This is a genomic window from Rhizobium sp. Root149, from assembly GCF_001427345.1.
GTDB lineage: Bacteria > Pseudomonadota > Alphaproteobacteria > Rhizobiales > Rhizobiaceae > Neorhizobium > Neorhizobium rhizoryzae.
The window spans coordinates 700,714-717,510 of sequence record NZ_LMGD01000012.1 but is presented as its reverse complement, the minus strand read 5'-3'; the positions used below and the strand labels follow the sequence as shown (position 1 = coordinate 717,510).

The 16,797-nt window shown below is 58.1% G+C and carries 17 protein-coding genes and 1 tRNA gene; 4 read left to right on the top strand and 14 right to left on the bottom strand.

What is annotated here, in order from left to right:
* Positions 1–112 precede the first annotated feature (112 nt).
* Positions 113–1,165, bottom strand: coding sequence for an ABC transporter substrate-binding protein (locus tag ASD54_RS10315; protein ID WP_156379188.1), 1,053 nt, complete (start codon positions 1,163–1,165; stop codon positions 113–115).
* A gap of 142 nt (positions 1,166–1,307) precedes the next feature.
* On the opposite strand from ASD54_RS10315, the gene ASD54_RS10310 reads away from it, so the two are divergent.
* The gene (locus tag ASD54_RS10310; protein ID WP_062554803.1) at positions 1,308–1,985 is read left to right on the top strand and encodes a response regulator transcription factor; all 678 of its coding nucleotides are present in this window, start codon (positions 1,308–1,310) and stop codon (positions 1,983–1,985) included.
* Positions 1,982–3,364: a sensor histidine kinase gene (locus ASD54_RS10305; RefSeq protein WP_062554468.1), complete on the top strand. Its 1,383-nt coding sequence runs from the start codon at positions 1,982–1,984 to the stop codon at positions 3,362–3,364. The genes ASD54_RS10310 and ASD54_RS10305 overlap by 4 nt, the downstream gene beginning before the upstream one ends.
* A 191-nt stretch (positions 3,365–3,555) precedes the next feature.
* Here the strand turns inward: ASD54_RS10305 and ASD54_RS26815 are convergent, their stop codons facing one another.
* The 5 genes from ASD54_RS26815 to proV form a co-directional block, all read right to left on the bottom strand.
* The gene (locus ASD54_RS26815) at positions 3,556–3,693 is read right to left on the bottom strand and encodes a hypothetical protein (RefSeq protein WP_162249561.1); all 138 of its coding nucleotides are present in this window, start codon (positions 3,691–3,693) and stop codon (positions 3,556–3,558) included.
* A gap of 221 nt (positions 3,694–3,914) precedes the next feature.
* Entirely contained in the window at positions 3,915–4,280 is a 366-nt protein-coding gene (locus tag ASD54_RS10300) for a helix-turn-helix transcriptional regulator (protein ID WP_082547166.1), read from the bottom strand.
* A gap of 88 nt (positions 4,281–4,368) precedes the next feature.
* Positions 4,369–5,253, bottom strand: a complete 885-nt coding sequence (locus ASD54_RS10295) for a glycine betaine ABC transporter substrate-binding protein (RefSeq protein ID WP_062554467.1) — start codon at positions 5,251–5,253, stop codon at positions 4,369–4,371.
* Positions 5,254–5,328: 75 nt separating this feature from the next.
* Positions 5,329–6,231: a proline/glycine betaine ABC transporter permease gene (locus ASD54_RS10290; RefSeq protein ID WP_062554466.1), complete on the bottom strand. Its 903-nt coding sequence runs from the start codon at positions 6,229–6,231 to the stop codon at positions 5,329–5,331.
* Between the two features lie 14 nt (positions 6,232–6,245).
* Complete coding sequence (gene proV, locus ASD54_RS10285; protein WP_062554465.1) at positions 6,246–7,478, bottom strand: glycine betaine/L-proline ABC transporter ATP-binding protein ProV; 1,233 nt, start codon at positions 7,476–7,478, stop codon at positions 6,246–6,248.
* Positions 7,479–8,001: 523 nt separating this feature from the next.
* Between proV and ASD54_RS26945 the strand changes: the two genes are divergently transcribed.
* Positions 8,002–8,151 (top strand): hypothetical protein, encoded by a 150-nt coding sequence (locus tag ASD54_RS26945; RefSeq protein WP_200958461.1) that lies wholly within the window; start codon positions 8,002–8,004, stop codon positions 8,149–8,151.
* Between the two features lie 196 nt (positions 8,152–8,347).
* Here the strand turns inward: ASD54_RS26945 and ASD54_RS10280 are convergent, their stop codons facing one another.
* The 8 genes from ASD54_RS10280 to ASD54_RS10245 all read right to left on the bottom strand — a co-directional run bounded on the left by ASD54_RS10280 (position 8,348) and on the right by ASD54_RS10245 (position 16,358).
* Complete coding sequence (locus ASD54_RS10280; protein WP_062554464.1) at positions 8,348–8,830, bottom strand: DUF2938 domain-containing protein; 483 nt, start codon at positions 8,828–8,830, stop codon at positions 8,348–8,350.
* An 18-nt stretch (positions 8,831–8,848) separates the two neighbouring features.
* Positions 8,849–9,673: an MBL fold metallo-hydrolase gene (locus tag ASD54_RS10275; RefSeq protein WP_062554802.1), complete on the bottom strand. Its 825-nt coding sequence runs from the start codon at positions 9,671–9,673 to the stop codon at positions 8,849–8,851.
* A 3-nt stretch (positions 9,674–9,676) separates the two neighbouring features.
* Positions 9,677–10,462 (bottom strand): TatD family hydrolase, encoded by a 786-nt coding sequence (locus ASD54_RS10270; RefSeq protein WP_062554463.1) that lies wholly within the window; start codon positions 10,460–10,462, stop codon positions 9,677–9,679.
* Between the two features lie 8 nt (positions 10,463–10,470).
* Positions 10,471–12,030, bottom strand: coding sequence for a methionine--tRNA ligase (metG, locus tag ASD54_RS10265; protein WP_062554462.1), 1,560 nt, complete (start codon positions 12,028–12,030; stop codon positions 10,471–10,473).
* Positions 12,031–12,114: 84 nt separating this feature from the next.
* Complete coding sequence (locus ASD54_RS10260; RefSeq protein ID WP_062554461.1) at positions 12,115–13,143, bottom strand: DNA polymerase III subunit delta'; 1,029 nt, start codon at positions 13,141–13,143, stop codon at positions 12,115–12,117.
* Entirely contained in the window at positions 13,140–13,817 is a 678-nt protein-coding gene (tmk, locus tag ASD54_RS10255) for a dTMP kinase (RefSeq protein WP_156379187.1), read from the bottom strand. The genes ASD54_RS10260 and tmk overlap by 4 nt, the downstream gene beginning before the upstream one ends.
* Positions 13,818–13,908: 91 nt before the next feature.
* Positions 13,909–15,078 (bottom strand): D-alanyl-D-alanine carboxypeptidase family protein, encoded by a 1,170-nt coding sequence (locus tag ASD54_RS10250; protein WP_062554800.1) that lies wholly within the window; start codon positions 15,076–15,078, stop codon positions 13,909–13,911.
* A 65-nt stretch (positions 15,079–15,143) separates the two neighbouring features.
* A complete protein-coding gene (locus ASD54_RS10245) occupies positions 15,144–16,358 on the bottom strand; it encodes a septal ring lytic transglycosylase RlpA family protein (RefSeq protein ID WP_062554460.1) in 1,215 nt (404 codons plus the stop codon).
* 344 nt (positions 16,359–16,702) lie between these two features.
* Here ASD54_RS10245 and ASD54_RS10240 point away from each other — a divergent pair.
* Positions 16,703–16,792 (top strand) — tRNA-Ser (locus ASD54_RS10240).
* The last annotated feature ends 5 nt before the right edge of the window (positions 16,793–16,797 follow it).

The following is a 16,797-nucleotide window of genomic DNA, read 5'->3' as shown; positions in this document are numbered from 1 at the left end:
CCCAGTCACATCGGGAGCGCCTCCACGATCCCGAATGCCATTAAGCGACCACATTATCCTGACATTTAACTGACGTTTAACAAATTCCCCTGATACGCGAATTACAATTACTTTATTGCAATCTCAGGACGTCGTTCCACTTCGCTATGAGTCGCGAGCGCTTGACCTGATCCAAGTAGACCATGAGGCCGGGGCTGACTGGTACCGGCTTCAACTGACCTCCCAGCATTTCGCGCATCGTCGTCGCCGTATTTCCAACCGCAACGTCAGGATTAACGGCCGGGATCTGCAGTTCCTGTGTCAGGATGGTCTGGCCCTCCCGCGACATGAAGAAATCGAGAAACTTGCGCCCCAGTTCCGGCGTGGCTGCCGCCTGCGGAACAAGCCCGATTCGTGACATGACGACGGTGTAATCCTTTGGCAGGACGATGCCGACATCGGGGTGACGTGCCGCCCAATCAGCGGCGTAGGAGCCCAGGATATTGTAGCCCAGCACGAAGCGCCCGTCCGCAACCCGTTCCAGAATCGCCTGGCTTGTAGAATAGAGCTTCACGCCCGCTGCGCCCATTGCCTTCACGACGGACCAGATATCGTCGAACTGTTCCTGATCCCGAGACATGAAAAGAAAACCAACGCCGGATCTCTCGATATCGTAGGTTGCGATGCGCCCGTGTACGGCATCGCCCTGGCTCTGCAGGAACTGAATGAATTCGGCGCGGGTTGAAGGCACCGTCAGGTCCTTGAAGCTCGGCTTGTGATAGACGAAGACAGCAGGTTCGAAGGTCAGCGCATAGGCGGTATCACGCCAGTTCGCCCAGTTCGGCCACCGAAGGCTCATCGGCAGATGGCTCGCCTGCGCATAGCCATCATTGGCCAGTTTGACCTGCAGGTCCATGGCCGATGAAAACGCGAAATCCGCCGTTTTCCGCCCGGCGTCCGTTTCCTGTACGATCCGGTCGTAGATGACACCGGTCAGCATATCCTCATAACGGACGGCAATGTCGGGGTTCGCCTGCTGGAACTTCACGATCATCGGCTTCGCGAGTGGTTCGTCCAGCGAGGAATAAACCACCAGTTCCGGCGCGTTGGCCCGTCCGGAAATCGCCGGAAACAGTGTGACTTCCGCATGCACGACCGATGCGGAGAAAAAAAGTGCGATGAACATGGCAAGGCGTGAGGCTTTCATGCTGGCCATGATGCCGAACGCCATCGCTATCCACAAGCGGAAGCTCGCGAATCTGGGTCACCGCGGCGTGACAGGCGCTCATTTCGCCTCTATCGTGATGCATATCGAGGGGGAGATTTCTTTGCGAATTCTGCTGGTTGAAGACAACGCAACGCTTTCGGAAGGTCTGGCGACAATCCTGCGCGGCAGCGGCTACACGGTCGATGTCGTGGGTGACGGTCTCTCGGCAGAATCGGCCGCAAGAGCGGAAGCCTTCGATCTCATCATCCTCGATCTGAACCTTCCGGAGATGGATGGGCTGGATGTGTTGCGCTCTCTTCGCTCGCACCAGAATCAGGCAGCCGTCATCATCGTTACCGCGCGTGGCGCGCCTGAAGAACGGGTGAGGGGGCTGGATCTTGGCGCAGACGATTATCTTACGAAGCCGTTTGATGTTTCCGAGCTTGAAGCGCGCATTCGCGTCCTCCTCAGGCGTCAGGCGGGTTTGCGCAGTTCGCGTGTCGAGTTTGGAGCGCTGGCTTTCGATCTGACATCGCGCAGCTTCACAAGTGCAGGGCGTCCGGTCGATATTCCGGCGCGTGAACTGGCTCTGCTGGAGCTTCTTTTTTTGCGGGCTGGGAAAGTGGTCAGCAAGGATGCCATCATCGGCTCGCTCTCCGGTTTCGATGATGATCTGTCCGCGAATGCGATCGAGCAATATGTCAGCCGCCTGCGCAAACGGCTGCAAGCCTATGGGCTGACCGTGAAGACCGCTCGCGGAATAGGATATTACCTTGATCAGGCACAGACCGAGACATGAGGTCTGTCACGCACTCCATCCGCGGACGCCTGCTTCTCTGGCTACTGGCCGGTACGGCGGTGCTCGGCAGCATTGCTCTGGTCGATACCTGGAGAGAGGCGCAGCAAACGGCCAACGAGGTATCTGACCGCGTTCTGGCTGGCTCTGCGCTGGCAATTGCCGAGCGGGTGGTCGTTGCCGAAGACGGCTCGTTGGAAGTGGATATTCCCTACGTTGCGTTGGAAATGCTGACATCCGCTGCGCAGGACCGTGTGTTCTACAGGGTCGATGGCCCATCGGGCAGCTTCATCACGGGCTATCAGACCTTGCCGACGCTTCCCCAGAAGGAAGGGCAGGCGGCGGTCTTCGACAATCTGCTGTTCCGGGGCGACCCTATCAGAGTGGCTACCCTTGCCCGCTCTGCCTCCACAGGCATTTCCTCTGTTCCCTTCACGGTTACGGTTGCAGAAACAACGATTGCACGGCGGCAACTGGCGCGGTCGATCCTTCTGCACTCGGCGTTGCGGCTGATCCTGATGATGTCTGGAGCGGCTGTCATCGTTTGGGTGGCGGTTTCTCTTGCCTTGCGACCGCTCAATCGTCTGGGAGCGGCCATTGCCCGGCGCAATCCCGAAGATCTGGAACCCATTCAGGAGACAGTCCCGTCAGAGGTCGAGGGCCTCGTGGAGACCATCAATTCCTTCATGATCAGGCTTCAGTCCTCGCTGGAGGCGCTCCGTCACTTCACCGGCAATGCCAGCCATCAGTTACGGACACCGCTCGCTGTGGTGCGAACGCAGCTTGCTCTGGCCGCCAGGTCGAATGATCCGACTGTTGCACGAGAAGCGATCGAGCATGCCGACGCGGCAATCGCTCGTGCCGAACGGGTGCTTGCGCAACTGCTGACCATGTCGCGGCTCGACGCAACCGCATCTTCCATTGCCAAGCTCGAACAGGTCGACCTTGTTCATCTGGCCCGCGATGTCACGGGCGAATACGTACCGGCGGCAGCAGAAGCCGGAATTGATCTGGGTTTTGAGGGCGAGGGGGAGGCGTTCATTCGGGCAGAACCGCTTCTCATCGCTGAACTTCTGAAGAACCTCATTTCGAACGCGCTGCTCTATGCCGGGCAGGGCGCCGAGGTCACAACGCGCGTCATACGAACCGAGCGTTTCGTTCGATTGGAGGTCGAAGACAATGGACCGGGAATACCGCAGGACAAGATCGAAACCGTCATGAGACGGTTCGACCGGGCAGACCGGGCTGATGATCGTGGCACGGGTCTCGGCCTCCCCATTGTCGAGGAAATAGCCACTGTGCACGGTGGGTCTGTTTCATTGTGCTCGGGGTTAAACCAGCGTGGCCTGATCGTGAAAATTGATCTTCCCGCCTCACTGTAGGATAAGGTTTACCCGCTTACAGGCACCCAGGCAAAGCGCTGGAACTCTTTATCGCCGTACACTCAAATGCACGGCGATGGACCGGTCAAAACATGTCGTAGCCAACAGTGTGCAGCAATTTTGCGATAACGACATGCGTCAAAACAAGGAGCTAAAGAGTCAGGAGCGAGCCTGAAAGATCGCGACGCGCTTTAGTGGAGGGTTTCGCGCCCGGCATCTTCCTGCATCAGGCGAAGGGCGTCATCAAGCGCAGCAACGAGGATATCAGTCAGCCGGTCACCGTCGTTCTCTTCGAGGTAGAGTGCGAGTGCTGCTTCTTGTGAGTCCATATGTTGTTCCAAGTCGGTCATATCATTGCCCCTTTCTGCGCCCGGTTCATCCTGGCTGTGACATAAGGGTTACCACCTCATGCTTGCGTCTGGCTGGAATCCGCCCCAGCCATCACGCCGATCTACATCGACAAAACGTCCCAATTTGGGTCACGGTTCCAATTTGGACCGGACCAAATCAAGATTCGGATTCGTCGGTGCGAGGAGGCGAGAGATAGCCGTTAACGACGAGCAGTCAACCGGCTTGACGGGAAAAAGATATCGACCAGAGGGGAAGGCTCCATCGCTTGCCAGCAGCACTCCAACGTAGAGGCCGAAATCTCAATGAGATCCTGCCAACGCGGCCCGACTCCACGTCCAGTCAACAGCCAGTAGAGGGTCACCTGCAGGGTCTCGGCAATACGAGCCAGCATTTGCGGTGGTGGCTCGCTGCGATCGCGTTCCCAGTCAGACCAGACGGCTGGGCCGACATCCACTGCCCCGGCGGCTTCGATTGGAGAAAGGTCCAGCGCCTCACGGGCGAGCGAGATACGGCCGCCGATCGTGTCCTGTTCCGGCTCGTCACCCGCAGTACCGTTGCATCTCATTTTCCGCTCCCTTGGCTCCATTGAGGCGCTGTCATGCAGACTTCCTGCCACCGAAAAAAGGTCGGCACGAATGCCGACCCTCGAAAGCTTAACCTTCCTGGCCAAGCCACGATTTGATCTGGTCCGGGTGTTCGGAAATATATTTGTCGACGGCCTTCTCGTAGGATGTCTCCTGTGCGTCAAACATTGCTGCTTCAAGATCGGCGATCGGAAGCTTCATCCGCGACATGAATTCTGCAACTTTCGGATTTTCGGTCTTGAACTCCTTGCGCGCCAGAACGTCGACATGTTCCGCCTCGCCAAGCGCACTCTTTGGATCCTTCAGATAACGAAGTTCGTACTTCCCGAACATCCAGTGAGGGCTCCAGGAGGTTGCGACGAACCATTTCTCGCCACGATAGGCGCGATCGACCGTCGTCAGCATCCCGGCTTCGCTCGAGATCTGAAGCTTGTAGTCCTTCAACGCATAGGTTTTCAGCGCTTCCTCGGAAAGGCGTGTCAGCCCCGCACCCGGATCGATACCCTGAACCGTTCCAGACAGCTTCTTCTGGACGTCTTCCTTTTTGAGATCCTCGATCGAGCCGATCTCGCTCTCAGGAATATATTTGGGAACGACCCAGCCGAGCTTGGCACCCTCATACACTGTGCCGAGCGTCTCCACCTTGCTCTCAACGCGCTTGTAATAGTCCGCATGTGTTTGCGGCAGCCAGGCCATCATCATGAAATCGATGTCACCGCGGCTGACCCCCTGATAGAGCGGCGCCACATCCGTCTGGACGAGTTCAACCTTCTGACCGAGCTTGTCCTCGATCAGCTTTGCCGCAAGCTTGGTGACGAATTCCGCATCAGACCAGGCAGCCCAGCCGATCTTCACCGGCTTTGCGTCCTGCGCGACCGCTGCTGTCGATGCGCCGAAGGCGACGCTGGCGGCAAGGGTGAGGGTAGCGCCGAAGGACGCGAGCGATTTCAACATGGTATCTCCTTTCGGGAGGTTTGCATTTGCGGGTTCAGCACCCGCCATAGTCAGCTGACCCGATGGCCAGCGTGATCAGGTCGTTGGGTTGAGGACTGCGGCAGCCTGTGCCTCGCTTCCGGTCCGGGTAGGCCGGAAGGCGAAGAGCCGGGTCAAGGTTGCGGGCTTTTTGCCAAGGCTCTGCGTGATGCGGTCCAGAATGACAGCGAGGATCACGACGGCCAGACCGCCTTCGAAACCGGTTCCGACGTCAAGGCGCTGGATGCCGGTGAGGACCGTGTTTCCAATACCGCCTGCTCCGATCATCGATGCGATGACCACCATGGAAAGCGAGAGCATGATCGTCTGGTTGATACCGGCCATGATGGAGGGCAGGGCATTCGGCAGCTGTACCTTGAACAAAAGTTGTGACGGCGTGCAGCCAAAGGCGTGACCGGCTTCGATAAACTCCGGATGCACCTGCCGGATGCCGAGATTTGTCAGGCGAACGACAGGAGGCATCGCGAAGATGACCGTTGCAATCGTGCCCGGTACTGCACCCAGCCCGAAGAACATGGCGGCCGGGATGAGATAGACGAAGGCAGGCATGGTCTGCATCAGGTCCAGGATCGGCCGAACACCGGCCGCAACACTATCGCGCCGCGCCATGGCAATTCCGAGCGGAAGGCCGATAAGCATGGCGATGAAGGTCGATGCCACGACCAGCGAAAGCGTCTCCATCGTTGCCTGCCAAAGCCCCATATGCTGCACGAGCCACAGTGCGATGACGGTGAAGACCGAAAAGCCGACACCGACGCGCCACAGCGAGAGCGCTGCAAAGATGGCGATTCCCACCGGCATGGGAACGGCGGTCAATGTGTTCAGGATTCCATCCGTCACGAAGCCGATGCCTGCGGCGATGGCGTCCAGCATCGGACCGAAATTGTCGAGAATATAATTGACGACGCTATCCACGCCGCTACCGATTTCAAAATCCATGATGGGCTTTCTCCTCAGTTGGTGCGGTCAAGCGTTTCGAGCAAGGTGGACTTGCTGATGGAGCCCAGATAGCGTTTGTGCTCATCGATAACCGGAACGGGCCAGACGCTGCCCGCCACACGACCGAGCACATTCGACAGCGGTTCGTCAGCGGCGATTGGATCGATGTCTCGAAGAAACGCGCTGCGATAAGGATCCGGATCCTTCGCCTTCAGCTTCTCGATCAGGGAATTGCGGGAGACGACACCGTGATAGGTCTTGTCGCGACCGAGGATGATTGCATAATCGCGGTCAAAGCTCTTCATCCGCTCCAGTGCTGCCGCGGCTGTCACACCCTGGCGCTCGATGATCGTTACCTGCGTCTTGCGCGCAACATCGCCTGCCTTGAAGACGTGAGAAATATCCACATTGCGGAAGAATGAGCGGACATAATCATTGGCAGGCTGGGTGACGATCTCGTCGGGCGTGCCGACCTGGATCACCTCGCCGTCCTGCATGATGCAGATTCGGTCGCCGATGCGCATGGCTTCATCGAGATCGTGGCTGACGAAGACGATTGTGCGGCTGTGCTCTGCCTGAAGACGCACCAACTCATCCTGCATCTCGGTTCGGATAAGCGGATCGAGCGCCGAAAAGGCCTCGTCCATCAGAAGGATTGTCGGCTCACTTGCCAAGGCTCGCGCCAGCCCGACGCGTTGCTTCATGCCGCCGGAGAGCTGGTCCGGCATGCTGTTGGCGTAACCGGAAAGCCCCACGGCCTCAAGTGAAGCCATGGCGCGCTTGTTGCGCTCGGCTTCTGCCATGCCTGCTACTTCCAGACCAAAGGCTGCATTGCTGAGAACAGTCCGGTTGGGGAGAAGCGCAAAGGACTGAAACACCATGCTGATTTCGCGCCTGCGCAGTGCAATAAGCTCCTGTCGCGACATGCGCGTAATATCGATTCCGTCGACCTCGATCGCGCCAGATGTGGGCTCGATCAGACGGTTCAGCAGGCGCAGCAGCGTGGATTTACCAGAGCCGGAAAGCCCCATGATGACGAAGATTTCGCCGGCGTGAATGTCGAAACTGGCGTTGGAAACACCAATCGTGCTGCCTGTGGCCTTGTGCACTTCGGCTTTCGATTTGCCTGCTTTGAAAAGGTCAAGCGCCTTGTCGGCACGCTCGCCAAATACCTTGTAAACGGATTTGAGACTGATCTTGGGCGTCACGCTTTGCAGCGAAACGTCAGCTTCAGCGATTATGGTCATAGGTTATCCAGCCCCCGGCTCGACAGCCGGGAGAACGCTCCTTCTAGAGGGACGCAAATGCGCCGCCTGCGGTGAATGCAGGGCGCAAGAGGTCCGGTTATTGTAACGCGGCGAGAGGACGCCGCACCTGAGCTGAGTTGTTTCCTGACCGGCCGAAGGCGATGAGTCGGGAAAAGTCGATAAGGATCAGAAAGCGACATGGCCTCTGGATCGACGTTCAATTTCTTTCTACATATAGGCTATATGCTGGAAAGTCCATAAAAAAATCTAGATTTTGTATATCGCGTTTGCGACACGTGATGTTTTTACACGCTCTTTGTTTCAAGCGGGGTAGGGTGCGGCCCTGCTCCGTGTCTCGAATTTGGATATTGCGGTCTCTGAATTGTCCTGTGCATCAGTGATGTTGCCATGAACGATACAGGCCTTAGAATGGCGAACAGACCGGAATCATCACACGAATTGCCGATACGGTGCGACAGCATCGGCCGGACAAACGCAACAGATCAGGAATACGGAATTTCTTATGGGCGACGTCATCAAGTTTAACAAGCCGAAGCCGGTCAAGCCTCCGCGTAAAACGCCACCTGCAGCCAAGAAGGCGCTGATTGTCGTGGGTGTCATCGCAGCCTTCGTTTTGGTCTGGGCCTATTTCCAGTATGTCGGCGGTGCCTGAGCCGTCATGTCCCGCAAATGCGATGCCGTTCAATAGGCTCGGTTATAGATCTACCGGCACTCGGTTCATCGCATTTGCCTCCCATATCCAATCAAGTTCCATAATCTTCCTTATCTGATTTCAATCAGTGGTTGTTCAAGAATATATGTTTGGTTGTGCCCTTTTCTTCCTGGGTTCGGCAATCCTCTGATCATCGCTATGCGATCAGGATCAGCGCGCTCACATACATGCCCAGCGCAAATACCGTGTGAGCTGCAAAATTCAAGAGACGCACCTTGTTTGGATTGGGTGTCTTCGACGCAGCTATCCCAAGCCCCATCCCTGGCTGCATGATGAACCAACCGGCGCCGATGGTCACGATCCCGAAGATCCAGGCCGGGATGAATGTTGGCGCTGCGAACCAGACAGGCCCGACGATCAGCGCGAAGATGATCCCGTAGGCAACGCCAACCGCGTAATGACCAAACCAGCCGACTGCCTGTTCCTGAGGAAACGCTTCGATTGCGCTGAGATCCTGATGCAGGAAATGTCCGCGCGCGACGCGGTGAAACCAGCGCCCCGCTGGCGCCCAGTTTGGCTTGTTCTGCTTGAAAACCAGATGCAGGATGAGTGCCCAGATATCCATCGCGACGGTCGCCGCCAATCCGATCACAATACCGTTCCAGATCAGCAGACCCATACGCTTCAATCCTTAGCTTCAATCGTGTCCGTGCACTTCGAAACTCAGCCCGTCATAGGCCGGTTCGACATGGTCGGGAGTTTCCTGCTGCACCGTCCAGTAGTCCAGCGGAATATGCATATGCGTCAGCAAGGCCTTGCGTGGCTTGAGCCTGTCGATCCACTCCAGCGCTTCGCTCAGGGAATAATGGCTGGGGTGCGGACGATACTGAAGTGCATCAATGATCAGCGTATCGAGATCCTGCAGCTTTTCCGGCGTTTCGAGTGGAAAACCGCTCACATCGCTGCAATAGGCCACATCGCCGATGCGATAACCGAGAGACTCGATGTCTCCATGAAGCTGGCGATGCGCGACAAACGGGATCGCGCCCCCCGGCCCTTCAACGATAACTGGTTGATCGAGATCGGTTATCAGGTTCGGCGTCACGATTGGCGGATAATTGCCGCCCGCCGGTGTTTCGAGGCAATAACCGAAACCGGCCCGGATGCGATCCATCGTGAACGGGTCCGCATAGATCGGAATCCGCATCCGCTGAGAATGAAAATAGCCGCGAATATCGTCGATACCGTGCAGGTGATCGGCGTGCGCATGCGTGTAGAGCACGGCATCGATCCGCTTCACGCCAGCCGAAATCATCTGTTCGCGAAAGTCCGGCCCGGTGTCGATGACGACAGTGGTCATCTCGCCATCCGGGGCAATCTGCTGGACAAGGAACGAAGCGCGCCGCCGGCGGTTTTTCGGTTCCAGAGGGTCGCACGCGCCCCAGTCACCATCCAGGCGCGGCACGCCGGGAGACGACGAACATCCCAGTATGGTGAACCGCCGCCTGTAACCCTTTGCCAGCACTTATGCGACCTTCTTCATCTTTGAAAAGCAGCGGAACGCATTCTCCGTCGTGACGCGCGCCATCTCCTCGTAGGAGATGCCCTTCACCTCGGCCAGTACTTCCGCTGTGTTGACGACATAGGAAGGCTCGTTGCGTTTCCCACGCCAGCGCTTCGGCGCAAGGTACGGCGCATCCGTCTCCACCAGCAGCCGGTCGAGTGGGACCGTTTTCGCAATCTCGCGGATGTCCTCGGACTTCGGGAATGTCAGAATACCGGAAAAGGAAACATACCCGCCGAGTTCGACACCTGCATCGGCAAGCGCCTGACCTGCGGAGAAGCAATGGAGAATGAAGGGAAAGTCCCCCTTCTTAGTCTCCTCACGCAGGATGGCGGCCATGTCTTCATCAGCGCTGCGACTGTGGATCACCAGTGGAAGCCGTGTGCGTCGCGCCGCCTCGATGTGGCGGCGAAGGCCCGTCTGCTGGTCTTCCGGCTTCTGCGTGTCATAGAAGTAATCCAGACCCGCCTCGCCGATCGCCACGATTTTTTCGTGGCTTTCCGCCAGCCGCACGAGATCGTCGGCGGTTACGTCTAGTTCTTCAGCAGCATTATTCGGGTGCGTGCCCACGGAACAGAATACACTGTCGTAGCGCTCGGTCAGATCCAGCAAGGTCTGAAGTTTGCGCACGCGAGTCGAGATCGTCACCATCTGCTTGACACCTGCGGCGTGCGCGCGAGCCACAAGCTCGTCACGCTCCGCATCGAAGTCGGCAAAATCCAGATGGCAATGGGTATCAATCAGCATTTCGACTATCAGGCCTTGTCTGCTTCCGGGGCAACGTAGCGCGGGAAAACCGGGCTCGGCGCTTCCAGTACGGTACCGGGCTTCAGGCGACCCGCCTCGCCCAGTTTGTCGAAGGTGCGGTCTTCCTCTGCAACAGCCACCAGATCAAGGATCTTGGCTGATGATGCAGGCATGATCGGCTGGAAGAGAATGGCGATCTGACGCACGACTTCTGCCGTCACCCACAGCACCGTGCCCATGCGGGCGACATCCGTCTTGCGCAGAACCCATGGCTCCTGCGCCGCGAAATAGCGGTCGGCTTCGTTGACGATGTTGATCACCGCAGCCACGGCCTTGTGGATCTGCTGGCGGCCCATTTCCTCGCGGCAGATGGCGATTGCCTCGTCTGCCGTTGCCAGAATGGCCTTGTCGGCATCCGTCAGCGGGCCGGGTTCAGGGATCTTGCCCTCGCAGTTCTTGGCAATCATCGAAAGAGAACGCGATGCCAGGTTGCCGATGCCATTGGCGAGATCGGCGTTGATGCGGGTTGCAATCCCCTCCTCCGAATAGCTGCCGTCCTGACCGAACGACACTTCGCGCAGGAAGAAATAGCGCACCTGGTCGAGACCGAAATGGTTCACCAGATTGACCGGATCGACCACGTTGCCCACCGACTTCGACATCTTCTCGCCCTTGTTGAGCAGGAAGCCGTGTGCATAGACGCGTTTCGGCAGCGGCAGGCCCGCCGACATCAGAAAGGCCGGCCAATAGACGGCGTGAAAGCGAATGATGTCCTTGCCGATGATGTGCGCATCCGCAGGCCAGTATTTCGCGCGCGGACCGTTCTCATCTTCCACATAGCCGGTGGCGGTAATGTAGTTGGTCAGGGCATCAACCCAGACATACATCACATGCTTGTCGTCGCCGGGTACCTTGATGCCCCAGTCGAATGTGGTGCGCGAAATCGAAAGATCCTTGAGGCCGGATTTGACGAAAGAGATGACCTCGTTGCGGCGCTCATTCGGACCAATGAAATCCGGCTGGTCTTCGTAAAGCTTCAGCAGCTTGTCTTCATAGGCGGACAGCTTGAAGAAATAGCTCTCCTCCTCCACCCATTCGACAGGCGTTCCCTGCGGACCATAGCGCAGGCCATCGCCACGCAGTTCCGTCTCTTCTTCCTGGTAGTAGGCTTCATCGCGGACGGAGTACCAGCCTGCGTAGCTGTCCTTGTAGATGTCGCCGTTCTTTTCCATCCGGCGCCACACTTCCTGCACGGTCGCGTGGTGACGCGCCTCGGTCGTGCGAATGAAGTCGTCGTTGGAGGAGTTCAGCAGCTTGCCCATCTCGCGGAATTCATTGGAGTTCCGCTCGGCCAGTTCCGCAGGCGTAATGCCTTCATTGCGCGCCGTCTGCTGCATTTTCTGGCCGTGTTCATCCGTTCCGGTGAGGAAGAACACGTCCTTGCCGTCCAGCCGCTGGAAGCGTGCCATGGCATCGGTCGCGATCAACTCATAGGCATGGCCGATATGCGGCTTGCCGTTGGGATAGGAAATGGCGGTCGTAATGTAGTAGGGCGTTTTTGAGGACATCAAAGCCAGCGTTCAGTTCGTGATTTCTATCGCCCGCGTCTTACCCCATGTTTCGGCATCGCGAAACAAGCAAGTTGCGTAATCTCAGCGGGCAATGTCTTCGAGCAGTGAAAGGATGGTCTGCTTGCGGTCGAGATTGTACCCTTGCGAGATCGAAATGCGCTCCCTGACCTCCGAGACCAGACGGGATACACGATCCGCTTGCCTCAGATCTCCCGCGAGAGCCGCATCGCGCGCACGTCGCATCAGGTGGGTAGAAATGTGATCGAGGAAGAATCCGAAGATCACGTCATTGTCCTTGCCGGACAGGACATCGGCCAGTCTGTGCATTGCGCGTCGGGCCGAAGGTCCTTCCGCGGCAAGGATATCATCGAAGGCCGAGACGATCTCCGTGCCGCCATAGTTCAGGAGCTTCAGCGCCTGCGATACGCTACCGCCAGCAGAGGCAAGCACGTTCAACGCAGTTTGACCACCGTCCAGCTCGATCCGTAGGTGACCGAGCGCGTGCGTCAGATCTTCAGTTGAGAGGGGGTCTAGTTTCAGCGGCAGGCAGCGCGAGCGAATGGTGGGCAAAAGCTTGCCCGGCGCGTGACTCAGCACCAGAAACAATGAGCGCTTGGGCGGCTCTTCGAGGATCTTCAAAATGGCATTTGCAGCATTGCGATTGAGATCGTCGGCTGGATCGATAATCACGATACGCCAATTGCCGGTACCGGAGGTCTGCGAAAAGAAGTGCCCTGCCCGCCTCACCTCGTCAACGGTGATGGCGGTCTTTGTCTTGCCGGTTTTTTCGTCAACGGGTCGCGCAAGATGCAGCAGATTGTGCGATGCGCCCGATGCAATCTGTCGACTGACCATACTGTCGAGGTCAGGATCGTCCAGATGATCCGGCGCCTCTTCAGGGTTGGGATGAGAGAGCACGTGATTCGCAAACCGGAAGGCAAGCGTAGCCTTGCCAATCCCCTCGGGGCCCTCGATGAGAATCGCGTGATGACTGCGCCCGGACTTGTAGAAGCGCGCCAGAAATTCCTCGGCCTGTTCATGCCCGAACAAACGGTTGTTCAGTTGCGGTGGGATTGCCCCATCCAGCACCGCGCCGCTCGTCTCGCTCATTGTTCCATGCCCGTGCCGCCGCGCTCTTGCATCATAGCATCCACGATGGCCATGATCTCGCTTGCGACCTCCTCTTCGGTCTGCTGCGCATCGATCAGGCGACAGCGTTCTGGGGCGGCTTCAGCAATTTCGCGAAACGCCTGCCTGCGCTTTTCGTGAACTTCGACCTCTTCCTTTTCAAAGCGATCCGGCGCGCCCGATGCGCCTTCCGCCTCGCCTCGCTGGCGTGCTCTGGCAAGGCCAACCGAAGCCGGAAGATCCAGAATGATCGTCAGATCGGGACGAACTCCATCGATTGCGATTTCTTCCAGCGCATCGACGAAAGCAGCATCCAGATTGCCGGTTATACCCTGATAGACCCGCGACGAATCGATGAAACGATCACACAGCACCACCCTGCCCGAGTTCAGTGCTGGCCGGATGACCTGCTCCACATGGTCGTTGCGTGCCGCTGCAAACAACATGGCCTCCATGCGAACGCCAAAGCGTTCCGCGCCACCGGACAGCAGCACATGACGCACGGCTTCCGCACCCGGCGATCCGCCCGGTTCGCGTGTCACCAACACATCATGGCCCTTGTCCTTCAGGCTCGCGGCAAGCCGGCGGATCTGGGTGGATTTGCCAGCCCCCTCGCCGCCTTCGAATGTCACGAACAAGCCAGTGGCTCCAGTCACGGTCATCATGTCTCCGGTGGCGCTGGTCGGTGCGTCGTCCTGTACCGGCTGCAACCACGCCAAAATTGAATTTGATCGACTGGCCGCAAGATCACAGCCAGAAGAACATGAGTTCCAGTACGGCATCCGTGGCCTTCGACACAAGTCCGCCGACACCAACGAATTGATTTGCGTAGAGAGGAACCGTCTTTATCTCGCGTTCGCCTTCCGAAATCCGGAGCGTTCCGATCTGCTGTCCCTGCTCGATGGGCGCACGCAAAGGCCAGTGATAGACGATACGCCCGGATAGCCGCTCCGGGTTCTTGGTCGGCACATAGACATCCACCGAATCCTTGGCCACCAGATCCACGTGCGAACGATCACCACCATAGACGGCGGCCTGCCCGATGACTTCCTGGGCCTTGAAAACCGTTCTGGTTTCGAACGAACTTAGAGCCCATTCCAGGATCCGGCGCGACTCCTCGGAACGTTCCTTGTCGCTGGCAAGCCCGCCGAGCGCCATGAACAGTCGCGTGCCGTTGCGTTCCACCGATGCAACGGCTGCAAAACCGGCACCTTCGGCATAGCCTGCTCCCAGTCCGTCTATGCCAATGCCCAGCGCAAGAAGCGGATTCTTGTTTCGCTGAAAAATCTTGTTCCAGGTAAAATCCGGCTGGCTGTAGAGCTTGTAGAAATCCGGATATGCCGTGTGGATGTGGCGGGCAAGTTCAACCAGATCACGCGCCGTCGTGCGGCTCTCCTGTTCGGGAAGACCGGTCGAATTGCCGAAGGTGGTGCGCGTCAGTCCGAGGTCTCTCGCCCTGGCAGTCATCCGGGCAGCAAAACTCGCCTCATTTCCAGAGATGCCTTCTGCAAGGATGATACAGGCATCATTGGCATTATGAACCACGACCCCGCGCACCAGATCCATCACCGGGATCTGGGATCGCAAAGCGGCAAACATGGTCGTCGTGCCAGACGGTGCCCCGCCGGTTCGCCACGCGTTTTCCGAAACGGGGAAGGTCTTGTCCGGCTGTAGCTCACCCTGCGTGAGTGCTTCGAACACCAGATCCATGGTCATGAGCTTGGCAAGCGAGGCGGGCGGGAACGCCTGGTTCTCGTTCTGGGCGAGGAGCACCGTCCCGCTTTTTGATTCAACCAGATAAACCTGCTTCGCCTTCAGGTCGGTCAGGCCCTGCGCAACCGAAGGACTGGCAGTCAACAGGCCGCCAGCCATGGCGGCGACCATCAGAAGCGTCGAACGGGTATAGCCGCAAATCATGGTGAAACTCGTCAAGCGCATGCTTGCATAGCTAGCAGTGCAGTAGCGCCTGCGCAACCAAAGGATCAGCGCTTGGCAGGCTTTTGCCCTGCGGAATCGTTGACCTGTTGCATCATTCCGTCATCGCGCAGAATGACGTTTCCAAAAACCACCTGCGGCCCGCTTGGTGCGCGCTTTGCCGGTGCCGCATAGGCAGTTTCAGACGTGTAGGCCGGCGCAGCACTGCGCTTGACGGGCTGCACTGCGTTCTTGGGCTGAGGTGCGGCAACTGCCACTTGCGCGGGCTGAGGCGCATGAACGGGTGCCGCCACGGGCCTGGACGTCACTGGCGCAGCAACGGGAGCGGCAGCCGCGATTTGCGGACGTGCACTGGGAAGATTGGCCGGTCTGTCACTCGGCTTCGGTGCGGAAAGTGCCGCAGTCTGAACCGGCTTCGGAGCAGAAACAGCGGCGGTCTGCGCCATCACAGGCGCGGCGGGCATGCGCATTTCCGGCTTTGCTGCTTTGGGCGTATTGGGGCGCGCCGCTGGGGTGGTCGTGCCGCCATTGCGGGCAAAGCTCTGCAACTGGTCGCCCAGCGGCTGGTTGGAAGCCACCATCACGCCTGTTGCAATCTGCGGATCAGGATAGATACCCGGCAGGCGATTTCCCTTACGCACATAGGATGCCATCAAGTACGGCATGTCATGGCCGCTGAGATCCGCCTTGCCGACGTACTGAACATTGACGCGTGCCGTGCCGATCCGCTTGAAGTCCAGCAGTTCAGCCGTCTTGTCGGAGACGTCGATGATACGACCCGGATGGAATGGACCGCGATCGTTCACGCGAACAACAACGGACGAGCCGGTATCCATGTTGGTCACGCGGGCATAGCTCGGCAGCGGAAACGTCGGGTGCGCCGCAGACAGATGTTCGCTGTCATAGACCTCACCGTTGGCGGTGTAACGACCGTGGAAGGCTGATCCGTACCAGGAAGCGAGGCCGGTCTTGTTGTAGTTGGGATCTTCCTTAGGAACATAGACCTTGCCTTTGACCTCGTAGGGATTGCCCACCATGTAGCGGCCACCACCCTTCGGTACGGGTTGGCCATCGGCCACCACGCGCGGACTGGCCTTCACGCCATATTCGCTCTCGGCAAAGTATTCCTTGCTCTTGGGCTTGTTCTTTTTCGCCGCCGTCGGCGTGTTGGATGTCGAAGCGCAGGATGCCATGCTTGCACAAACAAAGGCGACGCCAAGCCACTTTGCACCCAAAACGAGCTTATTCTTTCGCGAACTCAAACTCTTGCCCCACGCATAACACACTACAGGCGCCGTCCCAAAACGGCGAGCAAGCAAGGGCCGAGACCCTGTCGCTCTCATGTGCCCGAAGTTTTGCCCTCAACGTGGCCAAATTGCGATCCAAAAGAGTGGATAATTAAAATTACTCGCAAATATGGTTAATATCTGACTAAAATCCGAAGGGTGCGCCGCGACCGGTTGAGCCACCATTTCGCTCGGATGCGCGCCATTGTCTGACGATCATGGAAAATCCGTTGCGTGCGGTACGAGTGCAGTTGACGCAAGCCATCACATCACTATAAACCGCTCCAAACCGAGCCGTCGCGCTTTGCGTCGGCAGACATGGAAGAGTGTCCGAGTGGTTTAAGGAACCGGTCTTGAAAACCGGCGTGCGTGAAAGCGTACCGTGGGTTCGAATCCCACCTCTTCCGCCATATTC